The sequence below is a fragment of the Collimonas sp. genome, from assembly GCF_035566375.1.
GTDB lineage: Bacteria > Pseudomonadota > Gammaproteobacteria > Burkholderiales > Burkholderiaceae_D > Collimonas.
Genome location: NZ_DATMRK010000062.1, coordinates 100,185 through 116,070 on the forward strand (window position 1 = coordinate 100,185; position 15,886 = coordinate 116,070).

The following is a 15,886-nucleotide window of genomic DNA, read 5'->3' on the forward strand; positions in this document are numbered from 1 at the left end:
CTTATGCGTTTCTGGTGGCTAATGCACTGTTGTGCAATTCCTGCTCTTGCGCCTTGTGCTCCGGGCTGAAGCGCACCGCGATGGCGCACAGCGCCGAGACCGCGACCAGCACACCGAGTACGGTCAAGGTCTGTTGCGTATCGCCCAGGCCTTTCATCAGGAAACCGGCAGCCACCGCACCGACATTGCCGCCGGCGCCGATAATGCCGGCCACGCCGCCGAGCGCCTTGCGATCGATGAACGGCACCAGCGCATAGGTGGCGCCGCAAGCCATGTGGGTGAACAAACCGAAGGTCAACATCGCCACCACTGCCAGCGCCACGCTGCCGGCGTGGGCGAACCACAGCAAGCCCAGTCCCTCGCCCAGCATCAGCACAAACAGCAGGGTGGCACGGCTATCCAGGTTGCCGCGGGTTGCCGTTTTATCGGACAGCCAGCCGCCCAGCGCCCGTGCAAACAAGGCCAGCAAACCGAAACTGGCGGCCGCCATGCCGGCGCCTTTCAGCGACAAGCCGAAATGATCGACGTAATAGATGGCGGCGATGTTATGAATAAAGATCTCGACACCGAAACAAGCGCCGTAGGTAACGAACAATAGCCACACCCGGTAATTGGCGCTGGCGGCGCGGAAACTGGCCCAGCCGCCCTTTTTTCCGCCTTCTATGGCGACGCCTTGCGCGCGCAAGTCTGCATAGTTTCCTTGCGGGCAGTCTTGCGTATAACGCCAGTACAGCGCCGCCATGATCAGCATCAGCACGCCCGGCACCAGCAAGGCCAGGCGCCAGCCCATGGTTTCGCTGACACCCAGCATCAGCAAGGCAGCCACCAGTAGCGGCATCAAGGCTTGCGCGGCGCCGCCGCCAGCATTGCCCCATCCAGCCGAAGCGGCGTTGGCGGTGCCGACTACGTTGGAGGCGAACATGACCGAGGTGTGATACTGGGTGATGACAAAACTGGCGCCGACCGCACCGATGCACAGGCGGAAGAACAGGAAACTCTCATAACTCTGCACCAGCGCCACGCCGAACACCGGCAAGGCGCCGATCAGCAGCAAGCCGGTATAGGTCTTGCGCGGGCCGTAACGGTCGCACAACGGACCGACCAGCAGCCGCACCAGTATCGTCACCGCCACCGCGGCGATATTGATGTTGGCGATCTGCGCCATGCTCAGCCCGAGCTGGCCCTTGATCAACGGCATCAACGGCGCGCAGGCGAACCACGCAAAGAAACAGACGAAGAACGCCATCCAGGTCAGATGGAAGGCACGCATCTGCGGTGTACGCAGGCTGAAGAGTTGGATGCTGGTCGCTTTGTTTGCCATTTTTTGTCTTTAAAAACAAAAAGGCGTCCTCCCGGCCCAACCACAAAGTGGTCAAGCCAAGAGGACGCCGTTGTCCAACAGATCCATCGTTGGACCTGCGTTAGAAAAGGTCGGATCGCCGTTGATCCTGTGACCTGATCCAATGCAAACGCCGTGCCATCAAATTAAGTCATTGATTTAAAACGATTTATTTATTTTTCAGATAAAAAAAACAATGATCCGCCGCGCCGTTGCAGAGCGCCGCACGGGATTTTTGCGTGAAAATGGTGCACTGCAATCTATTTCGGTGCGGTGGCCGGCTAAATTGCCTGCCAGCCTTCGATCCCGGTAAATATCCCGGCGGCAATCAATAGTCCGCCGACCACACGAGCAGTGATCAGACTGCCGTGCGGATTGGCGTCGAACCAGCCGCGAGTCCGACTGGAGAGGATGGCAATGAAACCGTACACGCCAAACTGGGTAAGCGCAGTGATTATCCACAGCACCAGCGCCTGGCTCCAGATCGGGCCGGCGTCGATTTTCAGGAATTGCGGGAAGATCGCCAGCATGAAAACGTAGGCCTTCGGATTGAGCAAACTGGTCAGCATGCCCTGATAAAAAGTAGTGGCAGGCGGCTTGGCTGCAGCCTGGGTGGGCGTCGAGGTGAAGCTGAAACCACTCTCGCTGCGCAATAACGACCAGCCGATCCAGGCGATGTAAGCAGCGCCGGCCAGCAGCACCAGATTGAATAAGCTCGGCCATAGCTTGAGCACCACCGCCAGGCCCAGTGCACCCATGGTTATGTGGCAGACGCCGCCGGCGACAATCCCGGCCACTGCTGCCAGGCCGGAGCGGCGGCCGCCGACCAGCGCACTGGCCAGCACGAAGGCCATGTCCAGGCCGGGCAAGACGATGACGCCAAACACAATCAAGAAGTAAAGCCAGAGATTGATCGATTGATGCATTTTGTGTCTCCTGATGATCTGCAGAAAATTTCGGTAAGTGACTTACTTCGGATTTACTTCGGATTTGCTTCGGTCTCGGTCATTCCGCCAGCCAGCGCAGGCGCGAGCGTTTGCTTGGATCCAGAATCACCAGCTCCGGCGCCGACCTTAGCAAACCCTCGGCAGCGAGCTCTGTGGCGGCGCGGTCGGCCAGCGGGTAAAACTTGCTTTCCAATTGCTGGTCGTCCCTGGCAATCCCCAGCCACACCAGATACAGGCCGTCGGTCCTGACCGGTAGCTGCGGGAAATTATTTTTTGCATCGAGCGTTACCAGCAGCCCCGCCTGGCGGATGCCGGCAGCCTGGTAGGCAGCGAAGATCGACGCTGCCTGGCGCGCAAACTGGTCGACATCGCCGGCCTTGAGCGCAAAGATCTGCGCCACCACCACACCTTGCGCACCGCGTGTTTCGCACACCGGATCTACTGTCGGCAACAGGCTCACTCCGCTGTCCTGATGCAAGGGCCGCAACAGCAGCACGTTATCGCTGTCGACAATCAAGTCGTTCAAGGTGGTCCGGTGTTCTTTCCATACCGGCCCGTAGTAGAAGGCGCTATTGACGATGGCGCGGGCGTCCATGTCCTTGAAGCCGCGCAGCCAGGTAAAGGCATCTGGATTGCCGCGCTCGTAGAACTGGCCAAGAGCCAGCGCGCCAAGTTGCTGAAAGGCTTCCGGGAAAAAGCTTTCGAAATAAGTGGCGAATCTGGCCCGGCCGCCTTCCTTGATCTGGTAGCGGCGGAATTCGATGACCTGGAAATCGTTGAGATGGCTGATGTTTTGCATGGCGTTTCGCTGATTGGTTGAGGGAGCAGGACAAATTGCGGGAGTTTGTGCAAATGTCGCTGCATACGTTGCCAACAGCAGGAAAATCCCGGCGCTGAATCGGTTCATCTGTGCCTCCTGCTTATGGTCAGCTTGCATTTTTTGTTGCTGAAACCAAAGATAAAGTGGATTTAGGACATAATCCGCCCTATATATAAATTATCCTGCGGAGCATGTACCACCCAACCACACGCGTGCTGGCAGTGCTGGAACTGCTGCAAACCCATGGCCGTATGAGCGGGGCCGAGATGGCCGCGCGCCTGCAGGTCGGCGCCCGTACGCTGCGCCGCTACATCGTGACCTTGGAAGAAATGGGGATTCCGATCACCGCCGATCGCGGACGCCACGGCGGTTATGCATTGATCGCCGGCTTCAAGTTGCCGCCGATGATGTTTACCGATGACGAGGCGCTGGCCTTGTCGATCGGCTTGCTGGCGGCGCGCAGCCTGGGCCTGGCCGAGGCGGCGCCAGCCGTGGCGAGCGCGCAGGCCAAGCTGGAGCGGATCATGCCGGCCAATCTGAAACGCCGCGTCAGCGCCGTCGACGAGACGGTCAAGCTGGATCTGTCGCAAGCCGTCTCGCCGGCGGACAACGCGGCCTTGGTAGCGCTAAGCGCGGCGGCGCAAAACCGGCAACGGGTACATCTTCATTACCGCAGCGCCAGCGGTGAAGATAGCGAACGCGACTTCGACGCCTATGGTTTGGTCTACCGCGGCGGCCGCTGGTATGTGGCCGGCATGTGCCATCTGCGCAAGGACTTGCGCTCATTCCGGCTCGATCGCATCCGCCAGGTGCAAATGTTGGAACAAAGTTTTACCCGTCCGGCCGATTTCGACGCTTTGGCGCATCTGGCTTTTTCAGTGGCCACCATGCCACGCGCGTTCACCATCGAAGTACTGCTCAAAACCGATCTCAAGTCAGCCCGCGATCACCTGTTCGACGCTATCGGCATCTTTGAGCAAACAGAAGACGGTGTACTGGTCCACAATCAGTCCGACGACCTCGACTGGTTTGCCCGGCAACTGGCGCGGCTACCCTTCGCATTTGAGATACGTCATCCGCCCGAACTGCGCGACGCGGTCCGGGTCTGCGCGCAAAGATTGTTAGCGCTATCAGAAAATTAGTGCGCGCCTGCCAAGATTGACAGTAGGTCGGCGCGCCAATGCGCGGTAGACTGCGTGCGATGTTAATTCGCAACTTCGTGGTTCTCTATAGAACAACAAGCCGCAGAAAAACGTCGCTTCAGGCCGGAAAACATAGCTGAGGCAAGAGCTTGAGGGCATCTCCGTGATATCCTGAGCGTTCTAAAACACACTGCTTTTGTTGTCAATGAACACACCTTCCGTTGCATCCAATCCCTCCCCGGTTCAAACTGCCCGCGTTCTGCTCAAAGAGCTCCAGGAAAAATTCGCAGTATTTCGCGATTACCAACCGCTTGCCATCGGTATCGACAAGCAACTCATCGCGCTGTCGCCCGAACTCAATCGCAAGACCTTGCGCATCGCGTTGGGCATGCATACTAATTCCTTGCGTTATCTGAAAGGGATGGAAAAAGCGACGCACAGATTCGATCTCGACGGCAACAGTACGGATGAAGTGACCGAAGTCCACCGCACCCATGCCACTGAAACGCTGCGTGAACGTTTCAAGAAAAACGCTGAGCAGCGCAAGGTCCAGCGCGCCGCCGAAGCAGCACAAGAGGCGGCCGAAAAAGCGGCGCGTCAGCATGCTGAAAAATTGAGCCAGCTGACTGCAAAGTTTTCGCGCAATCGCGGCTAAAGACGGAATAATCAGCGTGACCTAAATAAGTTGACCGGCTGTCTGACGCGTTCAAGCGTCGGCGGCCGGCTTATTTACGCGTCAGCAGCCAGATCCAGTTTGAGCTGGCGTTCGCTATCGTATTTTCCTCGGCCAAAGGATAGGCTTTCGGTGGAACTATCCGGCCCAGCATCGCGCTGTAAGCAATCCGGTTATCTTTATTGATCGACCTTTGCGCTGCGCGCCGGGTGTACTCGTCGCCGAACGCCACAATCGGGTTCAGCAGTTTTTGCAACTCGCTGTCATCGCTCAGATGATGCGCCAGTTGCCGCCAGATGTCGGCTTGGTTCCAACGCATGAAGCGCACATAGGAAGTCTGCCAACGGCCGAATTCCGGCGGCAGGTTCGACCATTTGGATTGACGCTTCACAATCCACAGAATGGCCTGCAGGAATAGACGATTGTCACGACCGGAGGCGCCTGGATCAGCGTCTCCGCCGGGTAACAACGGCTTCAGTTTTTGCCAATACTCTTCTCGAAGATCCATAGCTCGCCGCCTTGATGATGATCAAATTGATCGAACTATTCTTGATCATTTCGAGCAAAAAATACATAAGGGATGGCTGAATCGTGAGCCGGCAAATGCCTGTACTTTTGTCTTGCTTGGCGTAATCGGCGAGTGGATGGCGAGAATATGGCGCAAATATGGCTAGAGACGAATTGCGCCGGACTACTTGATCAGCTTCAGTATTTCGCGGAAATTCGGATGATCGCTATCGCGCATCCATTCGAACATCAACATTTCGCTGCTGACGATTTCGGCGCCGGCCGCGCGGGCGCGATCGATAGCGGCGATCTTGTCGGCGGCCTTGCGCGAGCCACATGCATCGCTGACCAGTTTTACCCGTCGTTGCCGGTGCAGCAAACCCAGCACCGTTTGTAAAACGCAGATGTGTGCTTCGCAGCCAAGCACCACCAATTCGTCTCTGCCGTTGGTCAATGCCGCCATGAATTCCGCCTTGGCGCAAGCGTCGAAGCTGGATTTTTCTATGGTCCGGTTGAGCAACGGGTGGAGCGGGGCCACAATCGGCCCCAGCCGTAACGGCTGCTGGGCCGTGCCGATGACAGGAATCGCCAGCAGTTTCGCAGCCTGCGCCAGTATCACGGCACGTTGCAAGACTTGTGCGCCATCGCCGATCACCGGCATCAATTTTTCCTGCAGATCGATGACGATCAGCGTGGTGCGGGATGCGTCACATAGGTAGCTCATGGTTGGCCCGGCCAAATGGAGATAACTCGTTTTATACCATGCGCTGCATATGCTTTCTCATGCTTTCTCATGCTTTCTCATCCGCCCGGATTTACACCCGTTCCAGCACCACCGCAATCCCCTGGCCGACGCCGATGCACATCGTGCACAAGGCATAACGCCCCTGGATCCGCTGCAACTGATTCACCGCAGTGGTAGCCAGACGGGCGCCGGATGCGCCCAGTGGATGGCCAAGCGCGATCGCGCCGCCGTTCGGATTGACGCGCGGGTCGTCGTCCTGCAAGCCGAGTTGGCGCAGAACCGCCAATCCCTGTGCGGCGAATGCTTCATTCAATTCGATCACATCGAACTGGTCCAGGCGCAAGCCGGTCATCGCCAGCACTTTCAAGCTCGCCGGCGCCGGGCCTATGCCCATGATGCGCGGCGCCACGCCGGCGGTCGCCATGGCGACGATCCTGGCCTTGGGCGTGAGGCCATATCTGGCGGCGCTGGCTTCGTCGGCCAGCAACAGTGCGCAGGCGCCGTCATTTACGCCCGATGCGTTGCCGGCTGTCACGCTGCCGTCCGGCCTGACCACGGCTTTCAGCTTGGCCAGTGCTTCCAGGCTGGTGGCGCGCGGGTGTTCGTCTTTGCTGACGACGATTGCCTCGCCTTTTTTCTGCGCGATCGTGACCGGCGTGATTTCGCTGTCGAAGTAGCCGGCGTTTTGCGCTGCCACCGTTTTCATCTGGCTGGCGAGCGCCATCCGGTCCTGGTCGGCGCGGCTGATGCCGAATTCGAGCGCTACGTTTTCAGCCGTCTCCGGCATCGAATCGACGCCGTATTGCTGCTTCATCAAAGCGTTGATGAAGCGCCAGCCGATGGTCGTGTCTTCGATTTTGGCGGCGCGCGAAAACGCGCTCTCCGCCTTCGCCATCACGAACGGCGCCCGGCTCATGCTCTCGACGCCGCCGGCGATCATCAAGCCAGCCTCGCCGCTTTTAATGGCGCGGGCCGCCGTACCCAGCGCATCCAGACCGGAGCCGCACAGGCGGTTCAGGGTTGCGCCCGGCACTTCCAGCGGCAAACCGGCCAGCAGCGCCGACATGCGCGCCACGTTGCGATTGTCTTCGCCGGCCTGGTTGGCGCAGCCGTAGATGACGTCGGCCACGGCTTGCCAGTCGACCTGCGGATTGCGCGCAATCAGGGCGCGGATGGGGACCGCGCCGAGATCGTCGGCGCGCACGGCGGACAGCGCGCCGCCGTAGCGGCCGAAGGGTGTGCGTTGGGCGTCACAAATAAAAGCTTGGGAAATGGAAGAGTAGGTCGGGGACGAATGGGACATGAGATCTCCTAAATCAATTGATCGGCGCTGAGCCGTATCAGCAAGCCATGATGAGCGGCACCGAGGTCAGCTTCTGCAGCTCCTCGAACGATAGGCCATCGACGATGGCGCTCACTTTGGCGCCGTCCGCGGTCAGGTCAATCACCGCCAGATCGGTATAGATCCGGCTCACGCAGCCGATCCCCGTGAGCGGATAGGTACAAGCCGACACCAATTTGCTCTCTCCGGTTTTGGTGAGATGCTCCATCATCACATAGGTTTTTTTAGCGCCGATGGCGAGATCCATGGCGCCGCCGACGGCGGGAATCGCATCCGCCGCGCCGGTATGCCAGTTGGCCAGGTCGCCGCCGGCCGAGACCTGGAACGCACCCAGCACGCACACATCCAGATGGCCGCCGCGCATCATGCCGAAACTGTCGGCGTGGTGGAAATAGCAGCCGCCTGGCAGCAGCGTCACCGCTTGCTTGCCAGCATTGATCAGATCGTAGTCTTCCTCGCCTTTGGCGGGCGCCGGCCCCATGCCGATCACGCCGTTTTCGCTGTGCAGGATGACTTCGCGGTCGCTCGGCAACTGGTTTGCCACCAGCGTCGGCAAACCTATCCCAAGATTGACCACGGCGCCGTCGGGTATGTCTTGCGCCACGCGCGCCGCCATTTGCTCTCTGCTCCATTTATTCATGATGTTCTCGCTTGTATTTACTTTTACGCTGCTTTTACACTGCTTTTACGCTGCTTTGAAACCCGCCGGGCCGGTGGCGCTACGCGGCACTTGCACCACTCTATGGACGAACAGCCCGGGCGTGATCACGCTCTCGGGATCGAGACTGCCCAGCTCGACAATCTCATGCACCGAGGCAATCGTGAGCTTGGCGGCGCTGGCCATGATGGGGCCGAAATTGCGTGCGGTCTTGCGGTAGGTCAGGTTGCCCCAACGGTCGCCGCGCTCAGCCTTGATCAAAGCGACATCTGCATGGATCGGATGTTCCAGCACATACATCTTGCCGTTGATTTCGCGGGTTTCCTTGCCTTTGGCGAGTGCCGTGCCATAACCGGTGGGCGTAAAGAAAGCGCCGATGCCGGCGCCCGCAGCACGGATGCGTTCTGCCAGATTGCCCTGCGGAACCAGTTCCAGCTCTAGCTCGCCGGCGCGATATAAGCCGTCGAAGACTTGCGAATCGGCCTGGCGCGGGAAGGAGCAGATGATCTTGCGCACCCGTTTGGTCTTGAGCAGTGCGGCCAGCCCGGTTTCGCCGTTGCCGGCATTGTTGTTGACGATGACCAGATCGCGTGCACCTTGCTCGATCAGGGCGTCGATCAATTCTGCCGGCTGGCCAGCGCCGCCGAAGCCGCCGATCATGATGGTGGCGCCGTCATGAATATTCGCGAGGGCTTGCTCGATCGATGGAATAATTTTGTTAATCATAGGTTTTACGAACATTTAAGTTGAAAAATAAAATAAAGTTCTTATAATGAACAAATATTCGCATAAAGAACTTATTCGAAAAGAATAGTCAGCTGACAGGACAATGTCAACTGCTGTTTTTTTGCGCATCCTTGCAGCTGTGCACCTGTATTGAATGAAAGTGTGGCCATGCCTAATCCATCCGACAGCTTCGATCCCAAGCCGGGCGACAGTTACGTGCAGTCGTTCGCGCGCGGGCTTGCAGTGCTGCGCAGCTTCGGCGCCGACGCGCCGGCGCAAACGCTGACCGAAGTCGCCGCCGCCGCCGGACTAACTCGCGCCGGGGCGCGACGCATCCTGCTGACCTTGCTGCATCTGGGCTATGTCGCGATGGACGGGCGTTTGTTCCGCCTGACGCCTAAGGTGCTGGAACTGGGTTTTGCTTATTTGTCGTCGCTACCGATCTGGACCCAGGCGCAGCCGGTGATGGAAGATCTGGTGCAAAGTCTGCGGCAGTCTTGCTCCGCCGCGGTGCTGGACGGCGATGAGATTGTGTATGTGCTGCGGGTGCCGGCGCACAAAATCATGTCGATCAATCTTGGCGTAGGCAGCCGCTTGCCGGCCTACGCCACTTCCTTGGGACGGGTGCTGCTGGCCGGTTTGCCGGATGAAACCGTCAAGCAACGCCTGGCTGCGGCCGCATTACCGGCGCATACGGCGCATACGGTGGTCGATCGGCAGCGTCTGTACGAAATCATCCAGCAGGTGAGAATACAGGGCTGGTGCCTGGTCAGCGAAGAACTGGAACCGGGGCTGGTGTCGCTGGCTGCGCCTGTGTTCGACCGCAACGGTCGGGTGGTTGCCGCCATCAACATCAGCGGCCAGGTAAATAATCCGACTCCCGCGCACATGCTGGAGCATTGCCTGCCGATGCTGCTGGCCGCTGCCGCTAAAATCAATCTGCTGGTGCGGGCGCAAAAATGATGCGGACTTGAGCAACTGGCCCAAGCGCCGCCAATAATATGCTGGGTTAGTACGCTACGGTAAAGCGCTGGCGCAGATGCTTCGGCTGTTCGATCTCGTCCAGCAAGGCGATCGCATAATCTTCCATCGAAATCTGGCTCTGCCCTTTGTCATCCGACAGCAGTTGATTCTGGCCGACACGGAATTTGCCGGTGCGCTCGCCCGGTGCGAACATGGCCGGCGGTGACAGGAAAGTCCAGTCCACCGACGTTTCTGCGCGCAAATCGTCGAGGAATTGTTTGCCCGGCACCGCTTCAACCTTGTATTCGGCCGGGAAATCCGGGCTGTCCAGCAGAATCACTCCAGGCGCCAGTTCCAGGCTGGCTGCGCCGCCGACCACCAGCAAACGCTTGACCCCGGCGCTCTTGAGCGCTTGCAACAGAGGCGCCGCTTTCAGTACGCTAAAGCGCGCCGAACTGACCACCGCATCGTGGCCGCGAATCAAGGCAGCCAGTTGCTCGGGCTGGGTGGCGTCGCCCTGCTGCAGGTCGACGCCGGCGGGCGCCGCCTGCGCTGTCGAACGGGCGATCCCGGTAACGCTATGGCCGCGACGCAATGCTTCGGCGGCAATCCGGGAACCGGCGCGGCCGGTCACGCCAATGATGGCAAGCTTCATGATGATTTCCTTTCAGTGATGGCTCGCGCCTGGGACGCGGCAGCCGTGGTAGTTATTTAAAGTAACTTACATTCAGACAGCCAGTATAATTATTTGAAACTTATGCGCAAGAAGGCACTTTGATGAATGATAGGAACACCCAGGTAACCGCGATCCAGCCCGCCGCAGTGCTGACACGCAGCAGAGGGCGGCCGAGCGCCCGCGAAGACCTGCCCTGCCCGATCCGCGATGTGCTGGACCGTATCGGCGACGCCTGGAGCGTGCTGGTCATCACCACGCTGGAACCAGGCCCCGGCCGCTTCAATCAATTGCGGCGTCAGGTTGACGGCATTTCGCAACGCATGCTGACCGTAACCCTGCGCCACCTGGAGCGCGACGGACTGGTGTCGCGCACCGTGATTCCGAGCACGCCGCCGCAGGTCGAGTACGCATTGACCGAGACGGGGCGCTCGCTGTGTTTGCCGCTCAAGGTGCTAGCCGACTGGGCCGGCAGCCATCAGACCGTGATCCGCGGCGCGCGGCGGCAATACGATGTTGCTGGAAAATGAATGCTAGAAAATGAGTGCTGGCAACTGAATCTTGCCCGAAGCTTGCAAGCCTTCGGGCAAGATCGGTAACGCGGCGAATAAGCCGCAAATATGCAGCAAAAATCAGCTAATAGTCGCCGCAGCCCTACGGCGGCTGGAAGACCAGCTGGCCAGATGCACTTCTTCACGAATCGCCGCGCATGCCTGCAAGACCCGCTGAATCTCTACTTCGGTCAAGCCGGAATTAAGCGTCAGCCGCACCAGCGAACGGTTTTTGGGCGTCGCCGGGGCGCAGAAAACCGCACCGAAAATACCCTGCGCCTGTAGCGCCTTGCGCAAGACCAGCGTCATCGGCTCGGTTCCGGCTTCCAGCGCGATGATTTGTTCGGTGCCATCGCTGACGTTGTAGCCTAGATCGCTCAAGCCATCGCGTATGCGGCGTGCATTGCGATGCAAGGCAAGCCGTCGCTCGTCGGCGTTGCGAATGAAATCGAGCGCTGCATCGAACCAGGCTAGCTCATGTCCCAGCAAGCAGGAACTGAAGATGGCGGGACGCGAGGCCGACAGGAAATAGCCTTTGAACTTGCTGGAGCAGGTAATGAATCCAGCCCGCCCGCCAAACGCCTTGGCCAACGATGCGGTACGAAAATGCACGCGTCCGGACAAGCCCATTTGTGCTACCAGGCCGGCTCCTCCCGGTCCGTGCGTGCCAAGCGAGTGCGATTCATCCACCACCAGAATACAGCCGCTCTGCTCGGCTATCGCCAGCACTTCAGGCAACGGGCAAACGCTGCCATTGGTACTGTAGACCGCATCTACCACAATGACTCCGGCGCCATGCTTGAGCACCTGCCGCCGCAGATGCTCGATCTCGTTGTGCAGAAACGGCACCGGGCGCGCCTGCCCGGAATTCACGCCTTCCCACAGCGATGCATGGGCTTGCATGTCCAGATACACCGGCACGCCAGGACCGGCAATGCTTTGCATCAAACCGACATTGCCGGCCCAGCCGGATTGCGTGATCAGGCCGTCTTCCGATTCCATGAAGCGCGCCAACCTTTGTTCGAGCCGGTGCTGAGGACTGCCTTCCTGCAAAAACACCTGCGACATCAACAAATCCACGTCACCCTGCTTCAGGCGCGCTACCTGGGCCTCAATCAGGGCCGGTTCTGCCGCAATGCATAGATAATCGTTGCTGGACAGGTAAACCGCATCCGGACCGGGGGGACACCATTTATGCAGGTGTTCGCCGCCCAGCAATCTTTCGATGCGATCAATATAATGCTCGTCCATCCGTGTCGATACGAAGGCGGGCATCCGTTGCTCCGCTGCTGAAGTTAATTCAGCATGGTAGCTTGTAGTTAGTGGCATAATTTTCTCCCAAGACACTACTCTGTTGACATGCCAGACAGAGTAGCCAGGGCTCACCTGTCTGGAATCTGGAGCCGGGCTGAGCGAATCGTTGAGAAAGCGCGGCAATCGGCCGGCCCCTCAACTAAACGCAGCGCAGCAATATTAATAATAGGCTAATATTTGACCTCCCATGACTGAGCACACTAGCAATTGGAGCCGACTGAGCCAGCGCTGGCCAGCCTGGCGCAACGCCATAGGCACGTGGTGGACTCGCTTTTATAGGCAGTACAACAACTCCGTCGAGCGTTTGATGGTGCTGGCGTGGGTCGCCATCGTAGGCATGCCGCTGTACTACGTCGTGTGGGCGTACTGGTTTCCGCAACCATACGAAAATCTCCCCTTGCGCATTTTTGGTGTGCTGATTTGTCTGCCCGCCATCTTCATCCGGCACCTGATTCCCAAAAAATGGCTGACCGTTTATTTTTTTATCGGTCTGACCTATGTTGCGCCATTTTTCTTCACGTTCATGTTTTTGATGAACGATGGTTCCCCGGTCTGGGGCCAATCATTGCTGATAGCAGTCATCATCCTGTTTCACTTTGACACCACGCTGGCTTTCCTCTCCTACCTCATGGGGACAGCGCTGGCCTATCTGGCGTACGTAATACTCCACGGCGGCATCATCGCGCCCAGCTTTCAAGCGCTGGAACAATGGCCGATCCAGATTTTTGCGATTGTCACGGTATCGATCGCCAAGGTCAGCAGGAAAGTCCTGGCGCAAGAAAAACTGGCTGGCATGGCTACCGCGCTAGCGACGGTGTCGCACGAACTGCGCACGCCCTTGCGCAGCATTAACGCCAATGCGCGCGGCTTGAGCCGTCTGCTACAGGAAGGCTCCACTCCGGCAGCGCCAAACCAGGTGCCGATGGAAAAAGCATTGGCCCGGATCGAATTTGAAGTCCGGCACATGAACAACGTGATCGACCTGTTCCTGCTGAGCGCCTCCACCAGCAGGGAAAATCTGATACCGAAGGACATCGTGTCGATGACGGCAGCGGTGGAACTGATGATGCACCGCTATCCGTTCGTCAACCAGGAACAGCGCGCGCTGGTTGCGGTCACGATCCGCTCCGATTTTCGTTTTCTGGGGCAAGTCGAATTGTGTTCGATGGTTTTGATCAATCTCTTGCGCAACGCGCTGACCTCGATCCAGCGCGTCGGCAAGGGCCGCATCCGGATCCTGGTGGACGGCGCCCGAGCCCGGCCCAGGTTGTTGTTTATCGATACCGGCTGCGGCATTGAAGCGAGCCGCGCAACGCACATTTTCGAGCGCTTTTATGCCTATCCCGAACATAACGGCACCGGCATCGGACTGGCTTTTTGCACCGAGGTGCTGGAAGCCTGGGGCGCCCACATACGCGTGGTTTCACGACCGCTTGGCTACACCATTTTTGTGCTGGAGTTTCCACCTGTAGTGCAACAAAAAGCAGCAGAGGTGCGCTCTCTGTTAAATTAACAGTCTTTCCCTATCAAGCGCAAACATCATCCTTGCGCCGGCAACGCCTCACTATGAATATTTCATTACCGGTTTATCAACATCCGACCTTGACTATCCTGATCGACGATAGCCAGAGTTTCCTGGACAGCCTGGCTTTCCAGTTGCCGCCGCACATGGCGCGCAAAGTGTTCCACGATACCCACGCCGCGCTGGAGTGGCTGCGTGACGCCTATCGGCATTCGCCCAGCAAAAGCCAGTCGATCCGGGTCAACTATGACGAGCAGACGTTCTCGTTCGAGCGGCGCACGGTGGCGGTCGATATCGATCAGATTTACCGGCAATCCATGAATCGCCGGCGTTTCCTGCTGCCGTCGGTGCTGGTGATCGACTACGCCATGCCGCAAATGAACGGCCTGGCATTTTGCCAGGCGGTGCAGGATCTGCCTTGCAAGAAAATTCTGTTTACCGGCCAGGCCGACGAAAAGATCGCGATCGACGCCTTCAATCGCGGCCTGATCGATCGCTTCATCAAGAAAGGCGATCACGACGCGCTCGATCATCTGGAGCTTGAAATTGGCAGCCTGCAAAAAGAATTCTTCCACGCCCAGTCGCTGACGCTCAAGGATTTACTTTCGCGCCATTCCTTTACTTTCCTGTCTGACCCGGCAATGGAAGCGCTGGTCGATCAGTTGTGCAAACGGCACGGCTTCGTCGAGTACTATCTGTTTCCTAACCCGACCGGCATCCTGTTCTTTGACATGCAAGGCAAGCCGACGCTGATGGTGGTGGAAACCGAGGCCAGTCTGATGTCGCAGCTGGAAGTGGCGCAGGATTACGGTGCGCCGCTGGAATTGCTGACCGGTTTGCGCGAAATGCGACTGGTTCCTTTCTTTTCCGACAGCGGCGGCATGTATACCGACGCGTTGCGCCACGATTGGCTATCATACTGTCTGCCGGCTCAGATCTGTTTCGGAACACAAGATTACTACTGGGCCTTATTTGATTTCCCTACGCATTATTTGCGTGAACCCTTTTATTCATTGGCGGATTTTTTGCGCGATCAATCTGCCGATATAAAATAATCGAACCCGGAAAAATCCCATGCTGCGAAGCGAAACCGCTCCTCGATTGTCCACTCCCGATCTGCTCCAGGTAGTGCAGGTGCCCGATTGGGAACAATTACGCGCCTGCATGCAGCGTCTGCTGACGCCGCTGGGCATTTGCGATTTCATGTTGCAGATGGAGATCACCAGTGTCAACGGTGCGTCTCAGGTGCAGCTGTTCGGCAGCCTGCCAAGCGCGATACTGCAGCAATTCAGCCTGCCGGCAGACGACAAGGCCGATCCGGTCCGACAGCATCTGGCACGCTCTTGTCTGCCGCTGAACTGGCAGGTTGAGCAACTGTGCCTGCTGCACGGCGGGCAGATCTATCCCTTGTTGAAAACCATCGGCATCACGCAAGGCATGAGCCTGGCGGTGCACAGCAAGCACGCGGTGAGCCGTCTCGATTTCTATAGCAATGCGGCGCGCCAGGCTGCGCTGTCCACCAGTGCCCAAGCCGACGCCCTGCTGCTTGCCGTCCATTTGCAGGAAGCCGCCGAACTATTGTGGCGTAAGGCCACGCCAAATCAGGAGCCGATGTTATCGGTGCGCGAACTTGAATGCCTGCGCTGGAGCGCCGACGGCAAGACCAGTAGCGAAATCGGATTGATCCTGGGAATTTCCCAGCGTACCGTGTATTTCCATATGAAGAACGTGGCGATGAAACTGGGTGTCTACAGCACCCGCCACGCCATCAGCAGAGCGGTCATGATGGGTATCATCAAGCCCAATAACTAGAACACCACGGCAAGAGTCATCTGGGGTCAGATACCGTCTTGAATAGCAAGCCCGTTGGTTAAATAATTTGGATCGAAGGGCTTGCCAGTACGGACCACCCCGTAAATAAGATGCGTCATTTTGTGCATGACGGCCCCGATGACCGCTTTTTT

17 protein-coding genes are annotated in these 15,886 nt (G+C 58.3%); 7 read left to right on the forward strand and 10 right to left on the reverse strand.

The genetic code is table 11. The features are described from left to right. Position 1 precedes the first annotated feature (1 nt). The 3 genes from VNZ60_RS19940 to VNZ60_RS19950 form a co-directional block, all read right to left on the reverse strand. Positions 2–1,321 (reverse strand): MFS transporter, encoded by a 1,320-nt coding sequence (locus VNZ60_RS19940; RefSeq protein ID WP_325662253.1) that lies wholly within the window; start codon positions 1,319–1,321, stop codon positions 2–4. Positions 1,322–1,620: 299 nt separating this feature from the next. After that, positions 1,621–2,265: a LysE family translocator gene (locus VNZ60_RS19945; RefSeq protein WP_325662255.1), complete on the reverse strand. Its 645-nt coding sequence runs from the start codon at positions 2,263–2,265 to the stop codon at positions 1,621–1,623. A 79-nt stretch (positions 2,266–2,344) separates the two neighbouring features. Further along, complete coding sequence (locus VNZ60_RS19950; protein WP_325662257.1) at positions 2,345–3,193, reverse strand: NIPSNAP family protein; 849 nt, start codon at positions 3,191–3,193, stop codon at positions 2,345–2,347. Positions 3,194–3,297: 104 nt separating this feature from the next. Here VNZ60_RS19950 and VNZ60_RS19955 point away from each other — a divergent pair, with 104 nt between their 5' ends. Both VNZ60_RS19955 and VNZ60_RS19960 read left to right on the forward strand, forming a co-directional pair. After that, positions 3,298–4,248, forward strand: a complete 951-nt coding sequence (locus VNZ60_RS19955; protein ID WP_325662258.1) for a helix-turn-helix transcriptional regulator — start codon at positions 3,298–3,300, stop codon at positions 4,246–4,248. 205 nt (positions 4,249–4,453) lie between these two features. Continuing rightward, positions 4,454–4,903, forward strand: coding sequence for a ProQ/FinO family protein (locus tag VNZ60_RS19960; protein ID WP_325662260.1), 450 nt, complete (start codon positions 4,454–4,456; stop codon positions 4,901–4,903). A 70-nt stretch (positions 4,904–4,973) separates the two neighbouring features. Here VNZ60_RS19960 and VNZ60_RS19965 read toward each other — a convergent pair whose 3' ends face one another. From VNZ60_RS19965 to VNZ60_RS19985, 5 genes are all read right to left on the reverse strand, one after another. Next, positions 4,974–5,429 (reverse strand): transposase, encoded by a 456-nt coding sequence (locus VNZ60_RS19965; RefSeq protein WP_325662262.1) that lies wholly within the window; start codon positions 5,427–5,429, stop codon positions 4,974–4,976. 183 nt (positions 5,430–5,612) lie between these two features. Continuing rightward, the gene (locus VNZ60_RS19970) at positions 5,613–6,152 is read right to left on the reverse strand and encodes an isochorismatase family protein (protein WP_325662264.1); all 540 of its coding nucleotides are present in this window, start codon (positions 6,150–6,152) and stop codon (positions 5,613–5,615) included. 91 nt (positions 6,153–6,243) lie between these two features. Continuing rightward, positions 6,244–7,476: a 3-oxoadipyl-CoA thiolase gene (gene pcaF / locus VNZ60_RS19975; protein ID WP_325662265.1), complete on the reverse strand. Its 1,233-nt coding sequence runs from the start codon at positions 7,474–7,476 to the stop codon at positions 6,244–6,246. Positions 7,477–7,513: 37 nt separating this feature from the next. After that, positions 7,514–8,155 carry a 3-oxoacid CoA-transferase subunit B gene (locus tag VNZ60_RS19980; protein WP_325662266.1) on the reverse strand — a complete coding sequence of 214 codons (642 nt, stop codon included), beginning with the start codon at positions 8,153–8,155 and terminating at the stop codon, positions 7,514–7,516. A 45-nt stretch (positions 8,156–8,200) separates the two neighbouring features. Beyond that, positions 8,201–8,899: a 3-oxoacid CoA-transferase subunit A gene (locus VNZ60_RS19985; RefSeq protein WP_325662268.1), complete on the reverse strand. Its 699-nt coding sequence runs from the start codon at positions 8,897–8,899 to the stop codon at positions 8,201–8,203. Between the two features lie 168 nt (positions 8,900–9,067). Between VNZ60_RS19985 and VNZ60_RS19990 the strand changes: the two genes are divergently transcribed. Continuing rightward, positions 9,068–9,862 (forward strand): IclR family transcriptional regulator domain-containing protein, encoded by a 795-nt coding sequence (locus tag VNZ60_RS19990; RefSeq protein ID WP_325662269.1) that lies wholly within the window; start codon positions 9,068–9,070, stop codon positions 9,860–9,862. 46 nt (positions 9,863–9,908) lie between these two features. Here the strand turns inward: VNZ60_RS19990 and VNZ60_RS19995 are convergent, their stop codons facing one another. Further along, positions 9,909–10,517 (reverse strand): NAD(P)-dependent oxidoreductase, encoded by a 609-nt coding sequence (locus VNZ60_RS19995; protein WP_325662271.1) that lies wholly within the window; start codon positions 10,515–10,517, stop codon positions 9,909–9,911. Positions 10,518–10,639: 122 nt separating this feature from the next. Here VNZ60_RS19995 and VNZ60_RS20000 point away from each other — a divergent pair, with 122 nt between their 5' ends. Then, a complete protein-coding gene (locus VNZ60_RS20000; protein ID WP_325394467.1) occupies positions 10,640–11,065 on the forward strand; it encodes a winged helix-turn-helix transcriptional regulator in 426 nt (141 codons plus the stop codon). A gap of 102 nt (positions 11,066–11,167) precedes the next feature. Here the strand turns inward: VNZ60_RS20000 and cqsA are convergent, their stop codons facing one another. Further along, positions 11,168–12,415 (reverse strand): alpha-hydroxyketone-type quorum-sensing autoinducer synthase, encoded by a 1,248-nt coding sequence (gene cqsA / locus VNZ60_RS20005; protein ID WP_325662273.1) that lies wholly within the window; start codon positions 12,413–12,415, stop codon positions 11,168–11,170. 172 nt (positions 12,416–12,587) lie between these two features. Here cqsA and VNZ60_RS20010 point away from each other — a divergent pair, with 172 nt between their 5' ends. From VNZ60_RS20010 to VNZ60_RS20020, 3 genes are read left to right on the forward strand one after another with little or no spacing between them, the layout of a single operon-like run. After that, positions 12,588–13,913 (forward strand): sensor histidine kinase, encoded by a 1,326-nt coding sequence (locus tag VNZ60_RS20010; protein ID WP_325662275.1) that lies wholly within the window; start codon positions 12,588–12,590, stop codon positions 13,911–13,913. Between the two features lie 53 nt (positions 13,914–13,966). Then, a complete protein-coding gene (locus VNZ60_RS20015) occupies positions 13,967–14,977 on the forward strand; it encodes a response regulator (protein ID WP_325662277.1) in 1,011 nt (336 codons plus the stop codon). A 19-nt stretch (positions 14,978–14,996) separates the two neighbouring features. After that, entirely contained in the window at positions 14,997–15,734 is a 738-nt protein-coding gene (locus VNZ60_RS20020; RefSeq protein WP_325662279.1) for a helix-turn-helix transcriptional regulator, read from the forward strand. Positions 15,735–15,886: the final 152 nt, after the last annotated feature.